The sequence below is a fragment of the Bacteroidales bacterium genome, assembly GCA_014860585.1.
In the GTDB taxonomy this organism is placed as follows: domain Bacteria; phylum Bacteroidota; class Bacteroidia; order Bacteroidales; family 4484-276; genus RZYY01.
Genome location: JACZJL010000176.1, coordinates 48,904 through 72,993, shown reverse-complemented (window position 1 = coordinate 72,993; position 24,090 = coordinate 48,904). Strand labels below are relative to the sequence as shown.

Below are 24,090 nucleotides of genomic sequence, written 5' to 3'. Positions count from 1 at the left end.
CATGAAAAACGAAACGAACAGTTACTGGATAAAGGATTACCGCGTGATCGGCGAGAGCGAACACCGCATTGATTATGAAGCTTTCCCCCGCTTTCTGTGCGATGCAAAACAGCCGCAGGCATCCCAAATCGTGGAGCTTACCAACATATTATCTTCCAGACCAAGACAATACGGTGTTGGCATTTTAAAAACCGACGAAAAAGAGCAAGATATCTATTATACAGTTGCCGGCTTCAGGCTTTGGCTTTTCCCTGAAACAAGTTTTAAAGTGCAGTTGACTTTTACTACTGCCAATATTCCTGTGGTGCGTATTTGGATCAGCCGGCAGGAATATTTATTTATGGGCTTCCCTGATAACTTATTGTTTACTTTATCGGGTAAATATCCGCTTAAGAGTTTCAATTACAAATTGGATATCGAAATGGAGAAAAACAGGCTGACGGCGTCAATGTCTGTCAGGTTGTACTAGCTCGAACAATTTCTCAACGGTTTGATATCGCTGGCCGAAGAAAGGATTGAACAATTCGGAGCACCTCCCATGTTGATTGATTACCTCCGGCAGTATGAAATCAGCCCACAAATCAACGAAACCAATTGGGATTACTACACCCGGCTTTTCAACCTGCTCACCAGCCTCCAGCATAATCTTAATAGAAACCACCTGATCAACCTTCATGAATGGAGCGAAATCAGCAGTTTCATCACAAGGACATTGCTGGAAGGGAGGGAGTTTGATTGAGATTATCTTGTTCAGTACTTCAAGGTGTTCATCGCAATAGAAAAAGTATCCGATAGCAACAGCGATGGCTACAATAATTGCCAAGATCAAATTGCTTTTCAAAACAAAAGGGCAAATTTTGCTGTCAGAATTAGCTCTGAAATCAATTTTATTAGAATTTTTTTACAAAACTTTGTTTTAATAAATTTTGTATCTTTGGCACTAATCTTTACATTCATTGAATTTTTGATTTTTTTGGTTTTTAATTAATAATTAAATACTTGGATTATGAAATTTCCAATTGGTTTCTTAAGCCCTTTAAGAAAAGAGAATGAGTTGCTTAAAAAACAAAATATAGAAATGGCTAAGCGCAACTCTGAAATAGACAAGATTCGATCAGCCAAGGCAAAGGTTGAAAATCAAATTGAATTACTTGAAAAGGAAAATACTGACTGTTTAAAACAAATTGATGTTTTAAAAAAAGAAATGGAAATCCTAAGACTAAGTAACGATGATCTCATAAAAAGGCACCAAACTCTTCTCGCAAAAAATGCCATGTACAAAGAAAATGATAAGCTACATAAAATGAATAATAAGTTAAAATCGGAAAATGATTTTTTGAGACAAGAGAATGAATCTTTCAGAAAAAAGAATGAAGACCTTGATAATTTGGTTAAATCTATCACTTCTTTTAATTTTTTAGAACGTACATCAAACCTGAATGATTTATTTAGGCCTGACGCATCATTTCGTGATCATGGAGGAAGAGCATCATCATCGATATAAGTCGCTAATTAAGAGTATTTAAACTTTAAATTATTTAGAATCTTTGATTGCAAAACCACCTTAGTTCAAATATTGTAACTTTTATTCTTTGATTTCTTGTTCATCCGAATGTCTATTTCTGATCAAGATTTATTAATGGTATTGTTTTAGGAATGAGGTTTTCGATATCGGATGATCCGGTCATTTTTAGATCAATAAGATTGTGAAGTTTTTGCCATTTTTCAAATTTATGTGGACAAAATTCACTGACAACATTATCCAGTATTATTTTAAAGCTCCATAAAAAATCTATATTTGATGCTGGGATTTTATCTTGTTCAATTAGTTTTAGAAATTGACCAACATAAAAAACACTTGGTTCATTTTTCAAATAGGAAAGGACAATGCGTGCCATCAGCAGCCTTACCGAAATTAAATCATGACACTTTGATGCCAATTTGTAATTCCAGCCCGAGTTCAAGTGGAACTCGCATCCTAACAAATCATTAATTAACATATGGAAGATGCCGATATTTAATTCTCTGTTTGCCAATTTCTCCAAAACAATGGGATTTCTTTGCAATTCTATTGATATTGATTCTTTTAATAACTCAATAGCACGTTCAAGGTCACCTAAATACATGAAGTTAACTGCCAAATTATTAAGGCAAAATGCGGTATGTGGCGATGATTTACCAAAACAATTAATCGCTGTCTCAAGCGCGGAAACATAGAGTATGTTCGCCTCTTCAAATCTGCTTTGAGATTCAAGAACCTTCCCGTAATTATGTTTTACTCTAACTGCTATCGGATGTTGCTCATAACCGCTATTCGTTAAATAATCGTATGCTTTTTTTGCAATTATTTCTGCTTCGCTTAATTTCCCCACAACCCTGTATCCATCTGCAAGTGTGCTGAGATCCTTACAATTATTGAGAATCTGGTCTGGATACCTTAACCCAATTTCAACTGCATGTTTAAACAAATCAACAGCTTCATCAAGTTCACAAAGATCCTGATACACTAAACCCAGGTTAATTAAAAATAAAGTTACCTGATAGGAATCATATCCAAATTTCGTTTTAGCTAATGCGTAGGCTTCCTTGAGATACTTCAGTGCTTCAGAAGGACGGTATGTATCTCTGTATAAACAGCCAATATTGTTCAATGAATCCAGCAGATCCAATTCATCAGCTCCAGGAATTCTGGAGAGTTTTTCTGCCTCCAGGAAGTGGATTTCAGCAAGTTTTGCTTTAGACAAGCTTAATGCAGCAACACCTGCAAGATTATGAAACCAGGCGATTGACACTTCTGGTTCCTGTTCACTATTTTTTAAAGTTTCTAAAGTCAATTCTGCAAGATCCAATGCTGATGAATATCTTCCGTATTCCTTCAGAGCATTGCAGCAATAAAAGGAAGTTTTTTCAGCAAAGAGATATCTTTCAGCAAAAAGAATCTGAATTGTTTTGAATAAGCAATTCAATTCCCATGCCAGCGAAATCTTAACCGGATTTTTACTTACCTCAAATGATCGCAAGTAAATATGTGATCCTAATTTGGTCTTTTTACTAAAAGCAGTTATCAAATTTCTGTTAGAACGCTCAGAAATCAGTTGTCTTACCAGCCTGTGCATCCTGACGATTCGTACCTGGTTTTTATCTATATCGTCAACTTCCACAATCTGCAGAATTCTCAGACTTATCAAGTGATTCAAAACATCCAGCCACGGGTCATCAATGCCTGCCGGAGCATCTTTGGCGATTTCGGGATAATTCTCTTTACAAAGTTCTCTGATCCAGTGAACAGGGATTGCATCGGGAGGAAGCATAGCAGCATAACTGAGGAACTGGTTTTCGACCGGTGCAAGCATCTCAAGTGTTGGTGCAAGCGTTACCGATATCAGTTTGCTGTGGTCAACGGATGTTCGCATATTTGCTTGTGAGCCTGCAAATTCAATCCCTGAGAGTTCGCCTTCCCGCTTCAGCAATTCAAGGAAATCTGCGCAACTGATTCTGCCGCTGCGCTCCTGAAGATACTTTGAGGCCACTTCCACTGCAAGTGTAAAGCATCCAAGCAGTTTAACTATTTCGCCGGCTTTCTCCCTTTCCTTGGCATCCGGGAACATTTCCCCGGGCATGTGTTTTTCGATCAGGCTAACGGAATCCTCAAAAGGTAGCTCATCAATGGCGATAAGTTTCTGTCTTGTTTCATCTTTGCCTAGTTCTTCTGGACCCAGGCGGGTAGTGATGACCAGTTTCAGCCATTCCTTTCCTGATACCAGGTCAATGCATGAAGATTGCATGAACTCAGCATTATCAACATTGTCTAGCAAAAGAAGTGTTGCCGGTATTTCTGTATTTGATTTGGTGGCAGTTTTACAAGCCTTATGCTCAAGTTCATTTAATATGCGCTTGGCTCCTAATAGGTCATCCTTCTTTTCCTCCTCGGTAAACAGTATTTTCAGGTCGTAATCCAGTTTCTTTAAAGCAGTTGAAAGTCTGGATTCTCCAGCACATCCGATATACCATCGGCCACCCGGATAGAAAGCTGCATAAGTGAATGCATATTGAAAAGCGATGGCCGTTTTGCCAAGTCCCCCCATTCCATGAATGGCGGTGATCACTCCAAATTTTCCAAGGCCTACGGATTCATGCAGCAATATCATTTCGCCCTCGCGTCCAACAAAACGTGCATTTGGGCTGGGCAGATTGCTTGGAGAGGAAGCTATTGTGCGCATTCTAACAATCCGGTCGCGCAAGGCCACTTTCAATTCTTCCAGGCGCTTTTTGATATCTGCTCTCTTTAATGCGTCCATGCCTTCATCGTACCAGGGGCGAAAATCAAAACGTTGCCTGCGGCTTACTTTTTCCAGCCAGGCTTTGGCTTTGGTCTGAAATTCCTCCTGATCGAGGCCGGGGATTTCCAAGAAATAAACCTGGGCCACTCCCTCACCCTGTGTAGCGCGAGCATGCTCGTACTTAAGGTATTCTACAATCTCCCACCCGCAATAATCGCTTTCGATATAATTTGGTGAAAGGATAAGTAAAAATAGATGCGATTCTTTCAAACCCTTTAAGAGACGCTGCCGCCAATCCTCCATACCTTTAATTTCTTCATGGTCAAAGAAGCATTTTAATTCTTCGCTGGTGAATGCAAGGTATTCAGCTTCGATTTGTTCTTTCAACTCCGTAACCCTGTTGTTCAGGTTATCATTGCGGGAGTAGCTAATGAAGAGATCGTAGGGCATAATCAATAAATTTCTTGTTTGTTTAAAAACGATAAGAGCTCTTCAACACGCTGGTCGAAGGTCTCTATTGTCAAATCAAACCATTTAATATTGGTAAGTTGAGGAGGCATCATACCAGGATCAAAAGGTGAAATAACCACCGGAATAATATTGCTTTTCCCTGATTTTGAAGCAAGTTCGAGGGCATATTCCGTTTCCGATTTCAAACATTGGCTTGTGAGTGATGCAGGGCTTAATAAAACCATTACAAAACCCCGCTCAACAGCATCATCAATAGCTCCATGTATTTCATCCGACCAATTGCATCCTGCTTCAATTTCATTATCTATCCAGACAGAATAATCGTTCTGAATTAGTTTTTGTATTATTTGCTCAGCTATATTCCTATCCTGATGGGCATAAGAAATAAAGATGGTAGCTTTTTTGCAAATCCTGTCAAGTTTGTAATATTGGGATTTAATATCTTGCCCGAGATCAATGGTTTCCTTGACAATATTACCCATATTCATTACAATTGCCTGTTCTTTTTGAACCCAGGATGAGTTTCTTGCATTCTCGCTATCACACAGGATGAAAAAATTGCGTGCAAGAATTTCATCGCTGATAAGCTCAGGAAGTCGGGCGTCGTCATCATTAAGGCACTTGAGAAAGAACAAAAGAGGATTAGCACCATGTTTCTCAAGATAATTGCGAATCTGACGTACTTTCTCCATGTCGCGGTGCGAATGGGAGATGAAAATCCAAGAATTGGTTTTATTTAATTGACTCATCTTAAATTTTTTGTTCTAAATTATCTTTGTTCTTTGATTTTATTAAGTTATATCCGGGTTTCCTCTCCTATATGCCAAACTCCAATCATTAAAATGCATTTTGGATAATTCCACTGGAGGTGGTACTTCCTTGGGAGAAACAAGTGGTACAGGATCAATAAAATCTACTCCACGACTGGTTAAAGCACAACGCCATTCTTTCTCCACCCACAATGATTCCTTAGCAGCAGCTGACCAAAATAAGTAAAATACATCGCTTTCGGGTATAACAGTCCAAAGTCGCTTCTCCCAATCTTCACCTGATCTTAACTTAACGACATCAAGAAACACATCGAGATCAGGTATGATTTTTTGCATACCCTGAATTCTACTAAGTACTTCGTCTAAATCAGCTCTGGCATAAGAAACAAATGCTTTACGAACACGGTGTAAAGAATGTTCTATTGGTTCACAATGAACAACTTCGTTCTTAATCATTAGTTGTAAAGGAATTCTGGCGATTTGTAAACCTTCTTCACAATGAACAGTCACAGAACCGATTCTTACCCCTTCTGCAGTTTCAGCAGGAACAGAAACAACGTAAGATGCATTTCCAATCTCACCTTCCCAAAGAATAACATCTTCGGCTGGCTCAACAATTAAATCCTGAAATTTCAATCGTACGACCAGTATTGTTCCCCGTTCAATCTTGAATGGTCCTTTCGGTCGAATCACAGGTGGTGCATCAGTTTGAATACTTGCTTGTTTTACCCGATTTGCGACTTCGGTTCGTTGTTGCTCTAAATGTGCCCAAACATCAACAATGATATCCCGGCCAGGCTGAACAGCGGGTGGAGAAGAAACTGAGAAATGAACAAGATCGATGCGAGATGTGGGAGCCTGAGCTTTTTTATTATTATTAATATTATTATTATCCGGAGGAGGAGTAGATTTGCTGGAGGAAATCAAATCAATGAGAATGCTTGTATCTTCATTTTTTTTTATTAATGTACTTGCTACATTTTTTAACGCTGAAGAAATAACATCTTTATCAAGTCCCGAGCCACGCATAAGACTTATTTGCCTCAAAGCCTCAGTCATATTGCCTGCCTCAGCAGCTTTTAATGCTAAAAATGCGTTGATTTGCAGTATCGCAACAGGCAAAGTCTCTTTAAGACTGTTTACAAAATTGCGTGTTAGCCTCGGGTCATCCATCCGTCTAACTCTATCATCAAATTTGCTCCACAATCCTTCCTGTTCTAGTAAAAGTTTCCAACTTTTAAATGATTCCTTCCAGTAAGAGTCTCTTTGATTTATTTCTTCTTCATCCAATGTTTTACCGTTTAACTCAATATCCAACACAGACAGGTGAGAAAGAACTGCTAAATTATGTTGTGAAACAATTGATTCTGTTTGCGTTGCATCAATGGTTCTCCATATCTTTTCGGCAGTTTTGGAATCGTTTCTTGATATAGCATCCAAGGCATCATCTTTACTACCATTATCCAGACTAAGTGGCCAAAACCAAAAAAACTCGTCAATCATTCTTGTTTCAGGGTCCCGTAAACGATGTAATGCCTGCCGCAGCTTATCAACATCGGGTGGCGGTTCAATCGGGAATGGACTTTTATGGTTATCCATTTTCCCATCATACTTTTCAAGCATCTGGTTTTTTTGAACCTGATTTGAAATCTCACGGGTTGTAGCACTCACATTCAATCTAGAAATTCTGAATGCATTGTTTCGATAAATATTTGGTGTTGCTGTCTCTATTAAAATATCACATTCCTTTTTTACTTGATGTTCATTTGGTTCTATTTTCGATTCAATTTTACATATGTAGGATAAATTGTCAGAAGTTTTTTCGAATGATATTTGTTTTGTACTCGCGAAAATTGCAGCTCCTTTTGCAACCACGGTTATTGGGTAAATATTTGATTCCAACGGTATCCCAAGACCTTGATTTGCATCGAGGAGCATATTGCGCAGATATGGTATTAAAGATGTACCACCAACCATTATCATCTTTTCGATATTTGAAGTACCTAACCTTTTCTCCATAAGAACCTTCTTGCAAATATTGATTGATTGAATAATGTATGGTTTAGCTAATTTTTCAAAATCGCTTCTTGATAATTCATATGTAAACTCAACAGCTTCACCTTTATCGTTTTTGAATAATGTATCAATGTAAATTTTGACAGAATCCTCAAGGGATAGCCTGATTTTCGCCTTTTCAGCTTCAGCATTAAGCTTGGCAAAGACTCCCCAGAATTGCTTATTGTTTCTGGTGAAGTTTTTCAAGTTATGCTCTTTTGCAATAGCAGGTGCAAGCAAACTATTTACTATCTCTCTATCCAGGTTTTTACCACCTAATCCGTTATCTCCTCCATTATGTATTATTTCAATCTGACCATCTTTAATTTGAATAATTGATGCGTCAAATTTCCCTCCACCAAAGTCATATACCATCCAGAATTTATTCGTCGTTTCGTTTTGAAAACCATAGGCCATGGCCGCAGCAATGGGTTCCTGCAACAAAGGATGATTTACGAATCCTGCCAGTTTTGCCGCCTTGTTGGTTGCCTGGCAATGTGGTAGTTCAAAAGCTGCGGGAACTGTAATTACGACTGAAGTTACCTCTTCACCCAGTTGGCGCCTGACATCTTCTTTTAATGCTTTTAAGACTTCTGCAGACAATTCATATGGGCTCATTTTTTTCTTATTTCTTTCGAAAGTGTATTGTGTTTCTGTGCCCATTTGAATTTTGAATTCGCTAAACGCATTTTCGGGATCATTTTCAAGTTGGTCTTTGGCTCTTCTGCCAACGTGAACCCTTTCTTTTGAATCTATCCAGACAACCGAAGGAGTAAATTCAAATCCTTCGCTATTTTTAATTACTTCAGCATCAACACCATTTATCCTAGCTATTTTGCTATTGGAAGTGCCAAGATCAATACCAAAATCAATTGTTAAACTTTTCATAACTTTAACATAATCAGGATTTAAATAATTCAATAATCTCAATATCTTTCAATAAATGCAAATATTTCAAACCAAAGAGAACATGGGAATCCTAATCACAGCAGACCCCCGGTTACTTGTTGAATACTTTGACAGAAAAGACAAAACTCTATGGCTACCAGCAATACCTTCTGTTATCCTTCGCCGCCATTCATCCCCAAATTTGATATCAGTTTTATCGAACCACACATCGTGGCCGCGCTTTTCCAGGTCGGCTTTGATCAGGCGGACGAGTTCCTCGTTGGCATCGTGGCCGTAGCTGAGGAAGATCCTTAAGGGTTTTGATTTTTGCTTAGTTTCCACCTGTCCGTGTTTCGGGCAAATCCAAAACTCTCCCACTTTTGTCAGGGGTTTTTGGCATTTGGGGCAGAGACTGTTATTTTTCACGCGTTTTAGTTTAGGTTAAAGGTGATTGTGATGTTTAATATTTCCTATGATCCTTCTCCTTTTTTTTCCCGCAATTCCAAAGGACTTCAACCGTTTTCAGGACGCTCTCATTGTAAGTTTTGCAAATATCGTAAAATTTCAATTAAAAGGGATGGTTACATTTATTACAGATTGTGACATCCAGTTGGTTCGGCGTTTTGCAATTTTGACAGATGATTACTTTGCTGAAAGGCCCTTCTTCGGCATAGCGTTTTATTCTCTTTACGGCAAGCCTGATCAGGTACATGGCGATAAAAGAAGGGACAAGAACCTGCAGCATAGGATCAGCAAATAAAAAAACAGCGATGTTGTACGCAAAATGGATGATACCGGCCAGCAACAGATAGGGAATGAGCGTTTTGGTGTATTGGCCAACCTGATCAAACCTTGCTTTTGCAATACCTATTCCCCAGATGGCAGCCAATCCCAAATGCAGCGGCACTGCATTGAACTGCCTGAAGTAAACGGTGGCCGTTCCATAGTTGATTGCATACTCTATGTTTTCGAAGGCAGCAAAGCCCAGCGCAACCGTCATCGAATAGACCAACGCATCGGCAGGTTCGTTGAACTGCTTCATGCGTCGAATGAGTAACACAGTGGCTGCAGCCTTCCACACTTCTTCGTTGAAACCCGCAAAACCAAAAAACAACCATGTACTCCCTGCTGACAGGCTCACTCCGGATGCTGCCTCCACCGAATAATCGAAGATGCTGGCAAAAAGCAGGTTAAACAACCCAGCCGGGATCACACTAACCAGCCCGCCCACAATAAGCACAAAAATGATGCTCCTGAGCGGCTCCCGCTCAAACTTGTCGTACTTGCGGATGATCCATATCCAGAAGATGATGGAGATGATCAAAGGAATGAAGATGTGTGTCATAGTATTTTATGTTTTAAACTCCGCCGGGTGCTGCGCACACCGGCGGGTTTTGTTTTTTAATCCCCTCCCGCAATAAACGGATTAAACTTCAACACCTCCCCACATTTCGGGCACTCACTTAACAAACCCGGCTCTTCCCATGCCTCATCCGGCAACTCCAGGCAGGGGGATTGGTCAGGTCTCAAGTTGGCTTTCTTTGTTATTGTATTAATAATTTCCAAGACAGAAGCTGGCGGCGCAAAGCGATGGCCGCAGAGGGGGCAGTCAGTTGAAAGTGGTTGGTATTGTTGCAACTCGAAATCCCATAAATACCTGGCAGTAGTAATAGGAATGCCCGGGCACAATAGTTCCTTTTCTTGGTTTATCATTATTACTTCGCCAGAAGAGGAATTAAATATGATTCCTTTTGGAAATAGTGCAAAGTAAGTTATTCTTGTTTTAATTATCAGCCGGGCTAACTGGCTGCCCGTTTTGAGGTCCCATAAGATGCAGGCTTTGTCATTGGAGCCAGAGATTGCCCTTTTGCCATCCGGGGTGATTGAAACGGCAATAACCACGTCAGTATGTCCGGTGAGGGTTTTGACTGCCTGTCCTGTTTCCAGGTCCCACAGGATGCAGGCTTTGTCATCGGAGCCAGAGATTGCCCTTTTGCCATCCGGCGTGATTGAAATGGCATTAACCCCGCCAGTATGTCCCTTAAGAGTTTTGTCTGCCTGCCCCGTTTCCATATCCCAGAGGATGCAGGTTTTGTCCTGGGAGCCGGAGAGTGCCCTTTTGCCATCAGGGGTGATTGAAACGGCATTAACCCAATCAGTATGCTCTTTAAATGTTTTGACTACATGCCCAATTTCCAAGTCCCACAGAATGCAGGTATTATCCCAAGAGCCGGAGATCGCTTTTTTGCCAGATGGAGTATTTGAAACAGCGCTGACCACGTTTGTATGCCCAGTGAGGGTTTTGACTGCCTGCCCCGTTCCCAAGTTCCACAGGATGCAGGTTTTGTAAAACAAGCCTGAAATTACCCTTTTGTCATCGGGGGTGATTGTATAAGTTTTAATTGGTCTACCATTTTCCAGGTCCCATAGGACGCAGGTTTTGTCCCAGAGACAGTAGATTGCCCTTTTTCCATCGGGGGTGATTGAAATGGCTTTTAACAGGTCAGTATGTTCTGTGAGAGTTTTGTCTGCTTGACCTTTTTCTAGGTCCCATAGGATGCAGGTTCTGTCACTGGAGCCTGAAATTAACCTTTTGCCATCGGGAGTAATTGAAACGGCCTTGACACTGTGGGTATGTCCCCTGAGGGTTTTGACTGCCTGTTCCGTTACCAGGTCCCAAAGGGTGCAGGTTTTGAAAAAAGAGCCGGAGACTGTCCTTTTGCCATCGGGGGTTAATGAAATGGCTTCAACAATGTGAGAATGCTCCGTGAGTGTTTTGATTGCCCGCCCCGTTTCCAGGTCCCATAGGATGTAGGTTTTGTCATCGGAGCCAGAGATTGCCCATTTGCCATCGGGGGTGATTGAAACAGTAGTGACCCTGTCGGTATGTCCTTTGAGGGTTTTGACTGCCTGTCCCGTTACCAGGTCCCAAAGGGTGCAGGTTTTGTCATGGGAGCCTGAGAGTGCTCTTTTGCCATCGGGTGTGATTGAAACGGCAGTGACTACGGAAGTATGACCCGTGAGTGTTTTGACCGCCTGCCCCGTTTCCAAATCCCATAGGATGCAGGTTTTGTCAACAGAGCCGGAGACCGCCCTATTGCCATCGGGTGTGATTGCAACGGCAGTGACTACGAAAGTATGACCCGTGAGTTTTTTGACCGCTTGCCCCGTTTCCAAGTTCCACAGGATGCAGGTTTTGTCAGCAGAGCCGGAGGCCGCACTATTGCCATCGGGTGTGATTGAAACGGCAGTGACTACGGAAGTATGACCCACGAGTGTTTTGACCGTCTGCCCCGTTTCCAGATCCCACAGGATGCAAGTATTATCCTCGGAGCCAGAGAGTGCCTTTTTCCAATCGGGGGTGATGGAAACGGAGGTGACCTGTGCAGTATGCCCCGTGAGAATTTTGACTGCCAGCGGTAGAGGGTTCCAGGTTGGGCGTGTGGATGGGCTGTGGCGCAGCAGTGATTTATACATATCCGGAGGTTTGTTTTCCGCCGCTTTGCCAACCGGGCCTTCGTTAGCATAATTCCAGGCCTGCTGTACAGCAAAATGCGGAAAGTCATTGGCAAAGTTTTGCAAATTACCGGCTTCCTGCCCCAGAAAATTCTGAAAATCTCTTAACCGGTCTGCTCTTGTCGGATGGGTTTTTATCCTTTCAATTTCAGTATTAATCTTCTCTTCAGTCCAGGGGGTGATGCTTTCTGGTACTTCCAGATCAAAGCGGCTTATCTTTCCTTCTGCACAGGCTATTAAATCCCGGGAGTATTTTTCCATTCTGGCTTGCCTTTCCTTTTCCTTTCGGATATTTTCAGCATTATCAGGGATTACTTCCAGTGCTGCATTAAAATCATTTACCAAATCATACGTCATCTTTGCAGCAGCTTTCGCCTGGATGAAATCGAGGTTGCAGAGGGTGTCTGTCAGGGCATCCCAGTCTTCGCTTTTGGTAAGCAGCCAGGGCAGTTCGTCGCAAACGCGGACATTGGCAATAATGGGAGCAGTTTCTTTAATAAGAAGGCTTTTCCCCTGGAAGAAAGCAGCAAGTTCCTTTTGCCTCTTCTGCCGTAATCCCGGGCGTTGCAGGTAAATGCTGTCAACGGCTTCGGCTAACTGCCGGTGGTAAAAAGTGATTACCTCTCCGCCGGGAGCATTTCTGCGTGTGAGGTAATATTCCAGGTCGTGATACAGACGGATCCATAAAACCGGCGGGATCAACCGGGAGGCTGTCACAGTCAGTTCTTCCTCAACAAAAGCATGATAGGTCTGTATGCCGAAGTTGTTCCAGAACTCCTGGTCAGCCGCCAGCACGCCAAGGATTTCATCGTCGCTTAAACCCTGTTTCGCACAACGGATGGCGGTCAAAACCTTTTCAACAATGGAACCGTGGGCTTCGGGGCGGGATAAATGGCCGTAAAAGTCTTCTATCATTTCGGGGATATCCCTTCCCAGGCGTTGCCGGCGCGCATACGATTCCCAGTGTTGCGCCTGTTCGAAGGCAAGGTGCAAGTACAGCGGAGCACAACCTGCATATTCAAAATCACGGATGATCTGATCAGCCTGATGGGGTTGAAGTTTTCGGTTTGCGCGTTTCAACCATGTGCTCAGGGCATTTCTGCCATCTTCTGCGGTAAGCGGAGTGATTTCATAAAAAACCGGCGCCGGTTCTTTGCGTTCTTTCAGAACGTCAAAACTTACCCCTTTTAGTGTCGAAAGGATAATTGCTACATGCGGAGGCAAAACCTCCGGCAACCATTGCAGCAAACGGGCCGCATCACCATCGTTAAACTGGTCGGGCGCATCGAGGAAGAGCACCAGCGGGTGTTCTGAAGTTGCTTTTGCAAGATATTGGCGGAATGCAAAACGGAGCCTGGCCGGATCATCCGGAATATCATCCGTTTCATCTCCATATAGCAGGTTCAGGTTCCGGCAGATGTCGGTGAGCAAGGTGTGGCCGTTGGCCGAATTGCCTGTAACGCCGATAAAACGTGAAATTACATGTGCATGGGGAAAGATTTCCTGCACCTTCCTTGCAGCCATGGCCAGCAGGGTTGATTTGCCTGTGCCCGATTCGCCCCAGACCACAAAGGGGGCGCTGGTATTTTGGGTAGTGTAATCACAAATTGCAGCGATGTCGATTTCCCTGCCCGAAAAACCAAAGGTGCGCTCCCGGGCAAAGGCTTCATGGGCGGCTTGTTCCAGGTCTCCTTCACCGGCAAGCCGGTAGTTTTCGATTTCCGCGTCGATGATCTTTTTCAGACAATTCTCAACATCCGCCGAAAGTTTTTCAAGGTGGTCAGTAGCCGGCTCGTTTTTCCCGGCATCCCAACGGGCTGTGAACTCCGCCACATTATCATCATCCAGATACTGTTCCAGGCGGGCGCGAAGCTGTTGAACGGGATTTTGGTCGTGATCATGAAAGGCAGCATTATCCGCAGGGCATCCGGTGATATTCCTGAAAAAGGCAAACACGTGTTCATGTGCATCTTCCACGCCAAATGCCCCGGCCTGTATTTCCTGTTCAGTAGCCGACCGTTCCATGCTCAGCCGCTGCAAAGCCAGCGGATTTGTTTTGTTTTCAGCAAGATCGGGGTCAGGCAGGTTTTCTGCTGCCCAACGTGTGAAAAATCCGACCAGTGGTCTTTGTACATCTCTTTCGTAATCGTTGTAATCAATGTACCTGCCCTCACGGGGTTTTAGCCTCCATACCGTTTCGGGCAACTGGTTTTCGTCGGGCTGGTACCACTGCGTGAACAGGGAAAGAATACCGGAAGGCATGGCCGTTTCCATCGCCAGGGCAACGCTGTTTAGAACACGGTCGGGCAATGGCCGCCAGCCGTAACGCTCACCCAGCAGGACAATAAAATTAGGGCGGGGCGATTGTTGCTGGCATCGCGCAATCTCCCGCAGGCAAATCTCCATGGTACGTTGGTCGATGGTTGCCTCGTTGTTGATGCCCCAGCGCAGATCCACTGCCTGGAACTGCCAGCCCTGCGATTTGCAGTACCTGCGCAGGTTTTTGAATGCCCCTTGCTGCAGGGCATCGCGTTCAGCCTTCAAATCCTCGAAGGTGGAGCTTAGAAATACACGAATGGTTTTGTTACGGAGTTTCATAGTAGTATGGGTGAATAGTAGTTGATTTATTATGGTATTGCTAATGCCTGTAATGGAAAAAGACGTGCCAATCGAGCATTTCAGTGGTCGTCAGTTCGGTTGTACAGTCAGCATAGCTTCGAAGTTTTATGGAGTTTAAGGCACGATCAACAATCCGTATTGCTCCAAATTCTGTCTGAAACTGTGTCAACATTTCTTCCATGGCTATCGAACGCTGGGCCAGACTTTGCACATCACTGTCGCTGCTGATGGCCGCAAATGTAAATCGGATTGCAGGCAAAAAAGCACAAAGCACTGTCATCCAGATTCCGGTGCTCCCAGGATTCCAGTTAAACAGCAGGTCGTGCTCCATACACAAATGAGTGATACTTTTAATTTTTACCAATCCCAATTTCTTATTGATCCCTTATAATAATCCTGATCTCTCCTTGTTTGCATTGAAGAGATAATTCCTGACTTATAATGCCCTTTGGGCAGCGACTCATGATTGCAGGTTGTCACTAAGTTCCCTTGAGGAGTAATTAATAAGTCCGGAGCTTTTGCTCGTGATAGTTTTGAACTAAAGGTAATTAATTGGTTTCGTTCATCTGAAAAATGAGAACGAACCTTTTGTATTACCTCACCAAACTGTTCATCGGCTATCTGAAAATCAAGTTCTAGTTTTTTGTTATACCCATTAGAATAATATTCATCAATTCTCCATCTTATATTTGGGCTTATATTGAAAACTATTTCACCTATATCAATTATGGAATTTAAATTATGCTTTGTTACAACAGTTACTATTTCAGTTATTATCTCTGAATTCATTAACCATGAAAGTAAATATTTAATATGCCTATTAAAAACTCCAGCAATCCTATTTGTTGATTCGTAATTATCAGAGTTCAAATACCTTATTGGTATTAAAATTTGATCCAGAATTTTATCCAGTTTAATAATATCAGTTTTATTAAGGTTAAGTCCATGTGTAGTTAGAGCAGTGTGCAATTTCAAATTATGAGCATAACTGATGGCTTCAAAAAGTGATGACTTGAAAATTGTTGGTTCTCCTCCAGAAAAACAGATTCTTTTTATTCCTTGTTCTTTTAAGTATTTTAGCAATTCGAATTGTTCCTCTAATGAGAGATTGTTCTCATTATTAAAAAAACGATGGCAAATAAGACATTCTTTATCACACTTTTCAGTAATTACCCAAACTATGGAAATAAAATCAGTCATTTTTCAAATGTTATGTTGTGAATTATTCTGTAGGTTAAAAATTGCAAGAATTTCATTAAATTCATTTTCAATAATGGGTTGATTCTGAACGCCTAATATGTAGAATATTACCTTTAGGTCAAAAGTATGACAATCAATTGCGCCTTTTGAAATATTTTTGGTTCGAAAACTAGAAATTGTGAATTCCAATAATGTTTTTGGATTTTTTACATTATATTTTTCATATGTTATCTTGTTTATATAAAAGAGGGCAAAATCTATCCAAATGCTAGTTAGTATTAGTTCTCCATTCGTCGTATTCTCAGTTACATGATCTTTCGTTTTTACTTCATTAAAATACTGCCCTGCTTTAAAATAGTCTTTATTATATAAATAAATTATTCCTGCTCTTGATAAAGGGGGTGTAAATTTCGAATTTAAATTATTTGATAAATCAAATAGTTTAAGTGCTAATTTTAAATCTTTCTCATCCGTTTCCTGACTTTTAATAAGCTTTTTAAAATAATTTTCAAATTTAAAATACCCGTAACTGAAGTAGATGTCAGATCCAACTGCTTCTGAACCTTTAGGTTTTGTATGTTTTACAGGATTTATTTTATTAAAAAGAGAAAGCGCTTGCTTATAATCAGAATTTGCTAATGAATAATATTTTACCTCATCAGGTTCGCTCGCACTTGCTAATAACTTTCTATAAATTGTAGCTCGGCCCCTAAAAAGTTCAGCACCAATCAATTCTACACTACAGGCTTGACATGATGAACGACAGTATTTGTTCGGGACAGAAAAGGATCGGGAACTTATCTTTTTAATTCCATTTGAAAAATGTGTTAATGAATTGGCCAATTCATTATTTTTTCTATTTATTTGACCAACTAAGTAATCTGCATAAAAACACTCATAATCTGCTAATCTTAATGGTATTGACTCTATGTTAACTAATGCAGTGGAGTATCCTGATTGCTCAATATCTTTAATAATTGATAGGATATATGCGTATAATGGATTAATAAAAAAGTACTTTGAATTAATTTCATTTAGAAAATGGGGTTCAGAAGGTATTCCGTTTTTGAACAATTTAATCAATATTTCATATAGATCAATTTCGGAAGCGATAATTAGACTTCTGATATTTGGTTTGACACCTTGGTTAAAGTGATTAATGAATTTTTCTATAACTTCTCTTTTTGTTTTATCATGCTCAATTAACAAGTCTATTAACACTGTAAGTAGTTCGACTTTATCTTCATAACAATTAGCCTTGTTATATTCTGAGGCGTAACTAATAGCAATTTCTTTTACGGTTGAAAGGTTAAAACTTTTCCGTTTGGCTTGATTCTTTTCATGATTTGAATCAGCTGAGTCGCTATTTTTAATTTTCGATTCAATGTAATTGATAAAGTCGATATGAAATTGTTCTCTATTTCTGTTTGGTTGTATTTCATTTTTACCCTTCAATAAATTTACTAAATGTGCGTAAGAATACATCTTATTCTGAGGTCCATTTATATCATATTTGGCGCGGTCAATAATATAAAATTGAATTTCAGAGATAGTAGGCGATTTATCAATATCAACAGGTGAAAGAAGTATAGGGAATACTTTTAGAAACTTTTTTTTATGAAGTTTTAATATTTCGGGGAATTCAGTATTCATTATAAATTCAGAGGATAAAAAATTGGGGCTAATCAACAAAATTGCAAAATCGGCTTGTTTGAGTTTTTCAAAAATCTCATCACGCCATTTTGAGGCACTTGGAATTTCTTTATCGGTCCAAAATTTGCTTTTCTGAGAATGTCTTTGTAACCCACTAATTAATGTATCAAAATATATATTATCTGTTTCGGAATGCGAATACGAAACGAATCCCAAGTATTTTTTTTCTTCTGCCATCTTTAAGCTGATTTTTTGATTTTCTATTAATCAAGATTTGCATTCTCACGAATTTCAATTTCAGTTCCTTCCGGAGCAATAATTTTGAAAATGGTAGTATTTTGATTCACAGAATAGAGTTCCTTTCCATTTTTCATTTTGAAGTTTTTATATCCAAATTGGTTAATTTGTGTGTAAGCAGCAACCACGTCATTTACGACAAATGCTAAATGAACAGGACCACTGTTAAGACTACTCCATTTATTTAAATTTGTGCCTTTTTTAGGAGTCTGTAACTCGATTCTACAGTTTGCTGCTTTAATCCACGTATTAAATTCTCTCTCATGAAAATCATAATTTTCTTTGATAATTTCAAAACCGAGTAGGTTGACATAAAAATCCAAAGATTCAGAATAAACCTCAGTTTGAATGCAGATGTGATGTAATTCTTCTAAATTCATTAATATCATATTATAGTTTTATACTCAATTGACTTATTTTGCAAAATTCTAACTTATGAACCTAAAATTTGTACAGATTATTACCCGAAATATTTTGCTTTGCTGGGGCATGGTTATTTGTTTTTACACGCCTGTCTTTGGTTTGCCATTCTTGCTGATGTTTTTGATGAGCTCCCATATTTGTTTCAGCTCATTAATTTGCTCAATATCATAGGCTTTGGTACCGGCATCCAATCTATTGAAATCAATCAAATTATTGTGTTCTTTTTTAGGATCGTCTCTTTTAGCATTGTACCGCCAGGCATAATAATATTTTGTCGCCATCCAACGCCGGTGTTCCATTTCGGCCAACTGTAATACATTTTGTTGGTCATCAAGAAATCCGAGATCAATCTCTGCTTCCCATGGACTCAGGAAATATTTTGTGTCGGTAAACTGTTTCATCGCCCTTAATTTGATAAAATTATGCTCCACGACCGAACGGTTGTCATCCCGTATTTCTTCATCAAGCAGATGCCAGGGCAACATTGTATCCTTAAGATCCGGTAGTTCTCCTGATGGAGTTAAATTTTTATCAACTTTTTCGATGTAGCTTTTTATTGCCCTCCTGAGCCATCGGTGATGTGTAGCAATGGCAATTTTATCAATATTCAGATCGGTTATGTTTTCGTGAGTAGCCACAGCTTTAAAAATCTCCACTGTGTGAATATTATCAGGCTTTTCAATTGTTATCCCCGACATCACATCTTTTGTAAACCAGCGTACTATTGGGATTTTCTGTCCAAAAACCTCAAATGCTTTAATAGAATAAGATGCCTGCAAACGATCGGAGTCGCTACAGATGTAAATTACGTCAACATCCTGAAGTCTATTCCCTGTCTTGCTTTCAGGCGTGATGTGATGAGGATTGAGTTCGACATACCTCATGAAAAACAACTTTTTGATGTCCTTTCGCTTATTCAACATTTTATTCTCAATCAATTGGGTATTCTCTCCCAGTATGGTAATTTTGGTTTTCTTCCTGCTGATGAAGTGACAATTTTGCAGGCAAAGTTTGAGGAGTTCTTCTCCCATTTGACTGAATCCGATTAATAGAATATGAATGGGGTCATCATTTTTTGAGGTGACAGGTCTAAACCGGTCGGGTGGATATTGCCGAAAAATATGCCATGCAGCAAGCTCATTGATATTAAATAGTTTTGTACGTATTCCTGATTGCGTTGAATCTTTATGACAATCGGGGTCATAGTTGAGCAGCTCGTTTTTAAGCTCGGTAAATTTATTCTTTTGCTCTGTTGATGCTGCATCAATTGACCCTATACTTTTAATCTGATCAGCTAATGCTCTGTGCTCTTTTAATCTCGACCACACTGCACATTTATTGCGTTCAGGGATCTTAACCATTTCCTGATTGGCTGCAACTTTAAGATTCCTGCTGTCAATGTTTGTCGTTATAAAGAGTTTTGGATTTCCACCATCAGTATTTGAAAGAATGTTTTTTACATGTGAGATCACCGTTAGGTTACTGAAATCATCTCCTGTTAGTACATAAAGGTAACTTGCATGATTTAGTCCGACTTTTTTTAATACTTCAGGGTCGAGTGAATTACCTATGATGACCTTTGCCCCTTGTTTCCTGAAATATTCAAGGCTTTCATTTTCAGGGTCTTTCTCAATAATAACCAATTTGTTTTTATGTGCATAGTTATTTGCGATTGCTGTTCCAAGATTACCCAGACCACAAATAACAATGTGTTCATGCATCCGCTTTACTCTGGTCAAAAAGTACTCATCTTTCAATATTGATAAAAATGCCAGCACTATGGTATAAATTAGCGTGAAAATCGCAAGAAATCTGGCAAGATTAAAAATTAGATGTCCAAATAATGGAATAGATTTTTCGCTCTCGTAAAACTTGTCACCTGATTCTGTTGTGAACAACTGGAATGAAAGATAGAGTTTCCTTAAGAACGGATAATCCGGAAAAGCGATCTCAAAAGCAATATGGCCTAAGACTATTGTTAAAATGCTTAATATGATCAGTGTCATTAGGCCGGCACTCAATTTTTTAAAGTTTTTCATAATTTTTTGTATTTAAGTTAAGATTAAAGGTACATAGTCAAAAATCAAGAATTAATTTTAAACACCTCATATCCAATCTTTCCCAATAGCATGGGTATGTTGTTCACCGGTTCATAATCGTATGGCCGGGTTTCATCATCCAGTTCCTCCCAGGGGACAATGCAAGGATTTAGCTTCCTGGCCAGGTCCTTTTCTTTCCCAAATCTCCAGCCGTCAAGCAACCGTTCGGCATTCCAGCGTGCATGTTCGAGCTTAGCCAGGAGATCATATTCCTGGGCGGAAACATTGCTTTGGATCTCAAAGTACTCCGGCTTATCGGCTTTGCGAATTCCCAGGTTCACTCTTTTCAGAATATGCTCGTAAAAGGCAACCTGTTGTCGGTTGGAAATTTTGAGTGATGGGTGCAGTTTGTCCCATGGCATGATCACCTTGTAATTGTTTATGTCTTCACTTTCTGCCTTAAAGCTCTGTAATTTTCTTGCGCGGTAGAATTCATGAACCAGTGGAGCAAGCTTTTCTATCTCATCACTGCTCAGGCTTGTTTCCGCCTTCTGGTTCACCAAGGCCCAGACGGTATGGGGATCGTCAGGCAGTGATAAAAGTCCGGGATGATTTTTCCATGTTTTGTTTTGCAGGAAATCGGAAACAGCCCTTCCGCTATACGCAACAAGTCCCACCGTAGCTCCCAGAGAGAGGGCAATCATGTACTCAAGTGTGGCGATGTTTCCACCATCAATCCCGATCAGGATGACTTCTGACGGAGAGATGCCCTGAGCTACCAGATCGCTCCAGCAGGAAAGAATATCAAACGAGGAAAATCTGTCGGAATCAGTATAATGATGAGCATCGTAGGCATCAGACTTGTGTGCGTCCTCCGGCAGTTGTTTTGGCAGGTAAGCAATAAGTTCAAACTCTGCCTGACCTTTTTCCCGGTACTCCTTTTTTATCTTTCCAACCAACCCCGGAATGCCCGATGTTGTTCCCCCGCTGATGATGGTACCCTTGAATCCATGCATCAGTTCCCTGATATGATTGGAGTAAATGGAAACTTTTTCTTTGTCCATTTTATCTGCGCCACCCGCAACAATAACAACAGGGGTTTTAATAGCCGCAGTTCTCAGGGCTTGATTTTTCAGGAAGTTATGATATCTTTCCTGATCAGGACAATGCTTCGACCCGATAAGGGCAATGTTCAGGTAAATCTGAATCTGTTTAGCCAAAGGATAGTTGAATCGTTTCAGGCGACCGGCCAATTCAATTTCGGCTATTACACTTGAAATGCTTGTATGGTAGCGATCATCCAATATTGTGCTGACGGCATTGGCATAGGCTTCAATACATCTTGATTCATCGCCGGCGAAAAAGTAACACCTGCCGATGGCAAACCATGCAGCAACCCGCTTAATCCCCATCTCAAGCAGCCTTGAAAGGCTGGTAATGGCTTTTTCCATGCCGGCTTTGAACAACTCAACGCTATATTTACCCAGGTCAATGTTCCGCATGACCACCGACTCCATCAATCCAACCAGGTACAGCGGGTTTTCAGGCATCATTTGATGAGCACGGCTGAAGTAGGAATGCATGGTGTCCGATTCCTCCTCATTTCGCTGCAGCAGCTTGCCATAGCGGTAAAAGATGTAGCTTAACTCCTCTTTGTAGTCTTCCATTGCATCTGGTGGAAGTTGTTCAATCAGATCAAGGCTGTGGCGGATCGCTTTCAATCCGTTGGTGTAATCCGTTGAATTAACATCCCTGCAGTTTGTAAGGCTCAGGGTAATCCCGTATTCAAACCACAACCGGAGTTTCAGCATCGGTTTAACAGGTTCATTCAGCCACGTTTTTAAAAGTCCGGCTGCATCGGAGTATTTTCCCATTGCCCGGTAAACTGTTGAAAGTTTCAGTACGTTTACCGCAGCCTCATCGGGCTTATCCCGGAAAACTGATATCAGGGTATTCAGTTTTTCGATTTCAATGGGTGTTTTTGCCGTTTCATATTGCAGTTCGAAAACCCTGGCCATTTGATCAATTTCTCTCGACATATTGCCAAAGTCAATGTCTGCATCTTCGAGGATAGCCGAAAGCCTGGCCGCCTGACGTTTCCAGTCTTCAGGGATCCTGAGATCGGGTTTATAGATCCTGTCGTGTGAAATATCGGCCCAAACATGCTCGGCAAGGGTTCGTACCTGAATCTCTGCTTTCTTCCCTTTCAGACAATCCTCCACGGGGATGCCAAGGATCGAATCTTTTTTAGGGGTGACAATGTAATGGATGGATCGGTAGCCAAACTCATTCACTTTCAGCTTTGACTTCTGGTCGAGGCTTTTGGCCTCATCCACCTCGAAGTTTTCTTTGATGAACGTGCACATTTTGTCAACCTGACTTTGGAAATGAAGGATGATCCTGGCGCCGCACAGGTCGGTAATCTCTTCAAGCGGTCTGGAATAGGTATTCCTGATGATGATTTTTGACGAGAAACTTGCCACTGATTTGGGTCTTGACTGAACAATGGCAAGGAATCCAAAGTTGCCGGCTGCCTTGTTTAAAACCTTATCCAGGAATTCTGCAAATGCAAGATATTCAGGCCTTATCTTTTCAAACTGCCTGATACGCTCTTTGTATTGGTCAACGGTCATTTTCATGGTTGAAAGGAATTTTTTAATGATTTCAGTCGCCGGTTGATCTCCTCTGCCATTGCGGTATCAACTTTCGAAGCGAAAGGCACGATGTATTGTTCGGTTTCGATGATGTAACCCCGGATGAAAGCAATGTCTCCATAGTGGGGCAACCCGGAGAGATTGGAAATTCTGTCGGCCAGCTTAAGTATTTTCACTTGCTCCGACCCCTGAAGCATCACCCTGAGCAAAAAATCTCCCTTGGGTTCTTTTTGGCCATTTACCACGCGCTGGCTAATTTCCTTCACCAATGCAAGGACGGCTGCGCCATCCTCATCAATACATGCGATTTCTTCAAAAGCATAAAAGTCAGTCCAGTCGCTGTCTTCAATCAAATCGTGTATCAGGGAGGCTTTCAGTATGACAGGCTGAAAGTAGCCATAATCCAACAGGACAGCAAAGGTCTCCATCTGGTGGCGGAACATGTTACCCCCGCCGCGACGGGGCTTGGCAGCCAGTTTCAATGCATAACCCAGGTAAGGCGAGAAATGAATGTTTTTCAGTTCACCTTTACCAAATTGGGTGTGTGCCGGTGTTGCTGATTGATTGTGCATCTCATGGGGAATAAGAGGTGCACTAATTTCCCCTGAGCAGTTTCTTCAGCAGGATGAAGAAACTTCGTTCGTAAATGTTGTAGCGTTCATCGCACTTCAAGATTCCGCATACATCCTGCAGAAGCAGTTCGATGTGCTGATCGGTGGGGAAATATTGCTCCCTGAACGAAAGAATGGTCTCCAGCCTTTCCTGGTCATTGGCCTTTTCGAAAGCCCTTGAAATCTCCAGGTACTCTTGCTGGGTTGCGTTGGCCTGAATTTTTTCTTTTTCTTCCTCATTTAGCGTAAAATCTGCATTGGCAGCATAAAGGAGGAGATAAACCCTGAACTCGTGTTCGTTCCAGTTGGAGGTAATTTTGCTCATCTTTTCATTTTATTTAGTTAATCTGTTAATTTTCAAGAAAATTGAAAATGGAAAAATCCCATTTAACCCTTCATTTTTCTTACCTTAACAAAATTAGAATAATTTTTACAAAAACAAGGAGGAAATGATATTTTTTCAACTTTTTAAATGGCGTTGGGTTAAACCCCGCCGGGAGCTTCGCACACCGGCGGGGTTCGGCAGCGGTCTTTGGCTTTTTTGCTCTGGCACTGCAGGCACTGCGGGCTTTTTACTTACTGGCGGCTCCTGCTCCTTTGTTGGTTGGGACTCC

Annotated in this window: 17 protein-coding genes; 3 read left to right on the top strand and 14 right to left on the bottom strand. The window is 41.1% G+C overall.

What is annotated here, in order from left to right:
• Nucleotide 1 precedes the first annotated feature (1 nt).
• The 3 genes from IH598_17120 (at nucleotide 2) to IH598_17110 (ending at nucleotide 1,504) form a co-directional block, all read left to right on the top strand.
• Nucleotides 2–469 (top strand): hypothetical protein, encoded by a 468-nt coding sequence (locus IH598_17120; protein MBE0640238.1) that lies wholly within the window; start codon nucleotides 2–4, stop codon nucleotides 467–469.
• 21 nt (nucleotides 470–490) lie between these two features.
• The gene (locus IH598_17115; protein MBE0640237.1) at nucleotides 491–739 is read left to right on the top strand and encodes a hypothetical protein; all 249 of its coding nucleotides are present in this window, start codon (nucleotides 491–493) and stop codon (nucleotides 737–739) included.
• A gap of 267 nt (nucleotides 740–1,006) precedes the next feature.
• Nucleotides 1,007–1,504, top strand: a complete 498-nt coding sequence (locus tag IH598_17110; GenBank protein MBE0640236.1) for a hypothetical protein — start codon at nucleotides 1,007–1,009, stop codon at nucleotides 1,502–1,504.
• A 112-nt stretch (nucleotides 1,505–1,616) separates the two neighbouring features.
• On the opposite strand, the gene IH598_17105 is transcribed toward IH598_17110, so the two are convergent.
• The 14 genes from IH598_17105 to IH598_17040 form a co-directional block, all read right to left on the bottom strand.
• Entirely contained in the window at nucleotides 1,617–4,730 is a 3,114-nt protein-coding gene (locus IH598_17105; protein MBE0640235.1) for a toll/interleukin-1 receptor domain-containing protein, read from the bottom strand.
• Nucleotides 4,731–4,732: 2 nt separating this feature from the next.
• Nucleotides 4,733–5,500, bottom strand: coding sequence for a toll/interleukin-1 receptor domain-containing protein (locus tag IH598_17100; protein ID MBE0640234.1), 768 nt, complete (start codon nucleotides 5,498–5,500; stop codon nucleotides 4,733–4,735).
• Nucleotides 5,501–5,542: 42 nt separating this feature from the next.
• Nucleotides 5,543–8,464 (bottom strand): Hsp70 family protein, encoded by a 2,922-nt coding sequence (locus IH598_17095; GenBank protein ID MBE0640233.1) that lies wholly within the window; start codon nucleotides 8,462–8,464, stop codon nucleotides 5,543–5,545.
• 66 nt (nucleotides 8,465–8,530) lie between these two features.
• A complete protein-coding gene (locus tag IH598_17090) occupies nucleotides 8,531–8,806 on the bottom strand; it encodes a toll/interleukin-1 receptor domain-containing protein (GenBank protein ID MBE0640232.1) in 276 nt (91 codons plus the stop codon).
• A 226-nt stretch (nucleotides 8,807–9,032) separates the two neighbouring features.
• On the bottom strand, nucleotides 9,033–9,809 hold the full coding sequence (locus IH598_17085; GenBank protein MBE0640231.1) for a PrsW family intramembrane metalloprotease: 777 nt from the start codon (nucleotides 9,807–9,809) through the stop codon (nucleotides 9,033–9,035).
• A 56-nt stretch (nucleotides 9,810–9,865) separates the two neighbouring features.
• Nucleotides 9,866–14,578 (bottom strand): DUF4062 domain-containing protein, encoded by a 4,713-nt coding sequence (locus tag IH598_17080; GenBank protein MBE0640230.1) that lies wholly within the window; start codon nucleotides 14,576–14,578, stop codon nucleotides 9,866–9,868.
• A 40-nt stretch (nucleotides 14,579–14,618) separates the two neighbouring features.
• Nucleotides 14,619–14,963: a hypothetical protein gene (locus IH598_17075; GenBank protein MBE0640229.1), complete on the bottom strand. Its 345-nt coding sequence runs from the start codon at nucleotides 14,961–14,963 to the stop codon at nucleotides 14,619–14,621.
• Nucleotides 14,957–15,799, bottom strand: coding sequence for a radical SAM protein (locus IH598_17070; protein ID MBE0640228.1), 843 nt, complete (start codon nucleotides 15,797–15,799; stop codon nucleotides 14,957–14,959). Before IH598_17070 ends, IH598_17075 begins: the two co-directional genes overlap by 7 nt.
• A gap of 3 nt (nucleotides 15,800–15,802) precedes the next feature.
• Nucleotides 15,803–17,689: a toll/interleukin-1 receptor domain-containing protein gene (locus IH598_17065; GenBank protein ID MBE0640227.1), complete on the bottom strand. Its 1,887-nt coding sequence runs from the start codon at nucleotides 17,687–17,689 to the stop codon at nucleotides 15,803–15,805.
• Nucleotides 17,690–17,715: 26 nt separating this feature from the next.
• Nucleotides 17,716–18,129, bottom strand: a complete 414-nt coding sequence (locus tag IH598_17060; GenBank protein MBE0640226.1) for a VOC family protein — start codon at nucleotides 18,127–18,129, stop codon at nucleotides 17,716–17,718.
• A 123-nt stretch (nucleotides 18,130–18,252) separates the two neighbouring features.
• Entirely contained in the window at nucleotides 18,253–20,211 is a 1,959-nt protein-coding gene (locus tag IH598_17055; protein MBE0640225.1) for an NAD-binding protein, read from the bottom strand.
• A gap of 44 nt (nucleotides 20,212–20,255) precedes the next feature.
• The gene (locus tag IH598_17050; protein ID MBE0640224.1) at nucleotides 20,256–22,850 is read right to left on the bottom strand and encodes a hypothetical protein; all 2,595 of its coding nucleotides are present in this window, start codon (nucleotides 22,848–22,850) and stop codon (nucleotides 20,256–20,258) included.
• Nucleotides 22,847–23,437 (bottom strand): hypothetical protein, encoded by a 591-nt coding sequence (locus IH598_17045; GenBank protein MBE0640223.1) that lies wholly within the window; start codon nucleotides 23,435–23,437, stop codon nucleotides 22,847–22,849. The genes IH598_17050 and IH598_17045 overlap by 4 nt, the downstream gene beginning before the upstream one ends.
• A gap of 22 nt (nucleotides 23,438–23,459) precedes the next feature.
• The gene (locus tag IH598_17040) at nucleotides 23,460–23,801 is read right to left on the bottom strand and encodes a hypothetical protein (protein ID MBE0640222.1); all 342 of its coding nucleotides are present in this window, start codon (nucleotides 23,799–23,801) and stop codon (nucleotides 23,460–23,462) included.
• Nucleotides 23,802–24,090 lie beyond the last annotated feature (289 nt).

Bases quoted from the DNA above. Each gene is read 5' to 3' on its own strand.
- IH598_17120 (MBE0640238.1), top strand. From the start codon at position 2: ATGAAAAACGAAACGAACAGTTACTGGATAAAGGATTACCGCGTGATC.
- IH598_17110 (MBE0640236.1), top strand. From the start codon at position 1,007: ATGAAATTTCCAATTGGTTTCTTAAGCCCTTTAAGAAAAGAGAATGAG.
- IH598_17105 (MBE0640235.1), bottom strand. From the start codon at position 4,730: ATGCCCTACGATCTCTTCATTAGCTACTCCCGCAATGATAACCTGAAC.
- IH598_17100 (MBE0640234.1), bottom strand. From the start codon at position 5,500: ATGAGTCAATTAAATAAAACCAATTCTTGGATTTTCATCTCCCATTCG.
- IH598_17095 (MBE0640233.1), bottom strand. From the start codon at position 8,464: ATGAAAAGTTTAACAATTGATTTTGGTATTGATCTTGGCACTTCCAAT.
- IH598_17085 (MBE0640231.1), bottom strand. From the start codon at position 9,809: ATGACACACATCTTCATTCCTTTGATCATCTCCATCATCTTCTGGATA.
- IH598_17080 (MBE0640230.1), bottom strand. From the start codon at position 14,578: ATGAAACTCCGTAACAAAACCATTCGTGTATTTCTAAGCTCCACCTTC.
- IH598_17070 (MBE0640228.1), bottom strand. From the start codon at position 15,799: ATGACTGATTTTATTTCCATAGTTTGGGTAATTACTGAAAAGTGTGAT.
- IH598_17065 (MBE0640227.1), bottom strand. From the start codon at position 17,689: ATGGCAGAAGAAAAAAAATACTTGGGATTCGTTTCGTATTCGCATTCC.
- IH598_17060 (MBE0640226.1), bottom strand. From the start codon at position 18,129: ATGAATTTAGAAGAATTACATCACATCTGCATTCAAACTGAGGTTTAT.
- IH598_17055 (MBE0640225.1), bottom strand. From the start codon at position 20,211: ATGAAAAACTTTAAAAAATTGAGTGCCGGCCTAATGACACTGATCATA.
- IH598_17050 (MBE0640224.1), bottom strand. From the start codon at position 22,850: ATGAAAATGACCGTTGACCAATACAAAGAGCGTATCAGGCAGTTTGAA.
- IH598_17045 (MBE0640223.1), bottom strand. From the start codon at position 23,437: ATGCACAATCAATCAGCAACACCGGCACACACCCAATTTGGTAAAGGT.
- IH598_17040 (MBE0640222.1), bottom strand. From the start codon at position 23,801: ATGAGCAAAATTACCTCCAACTGGAACGAACACGAGTTCAGGGTTTAT.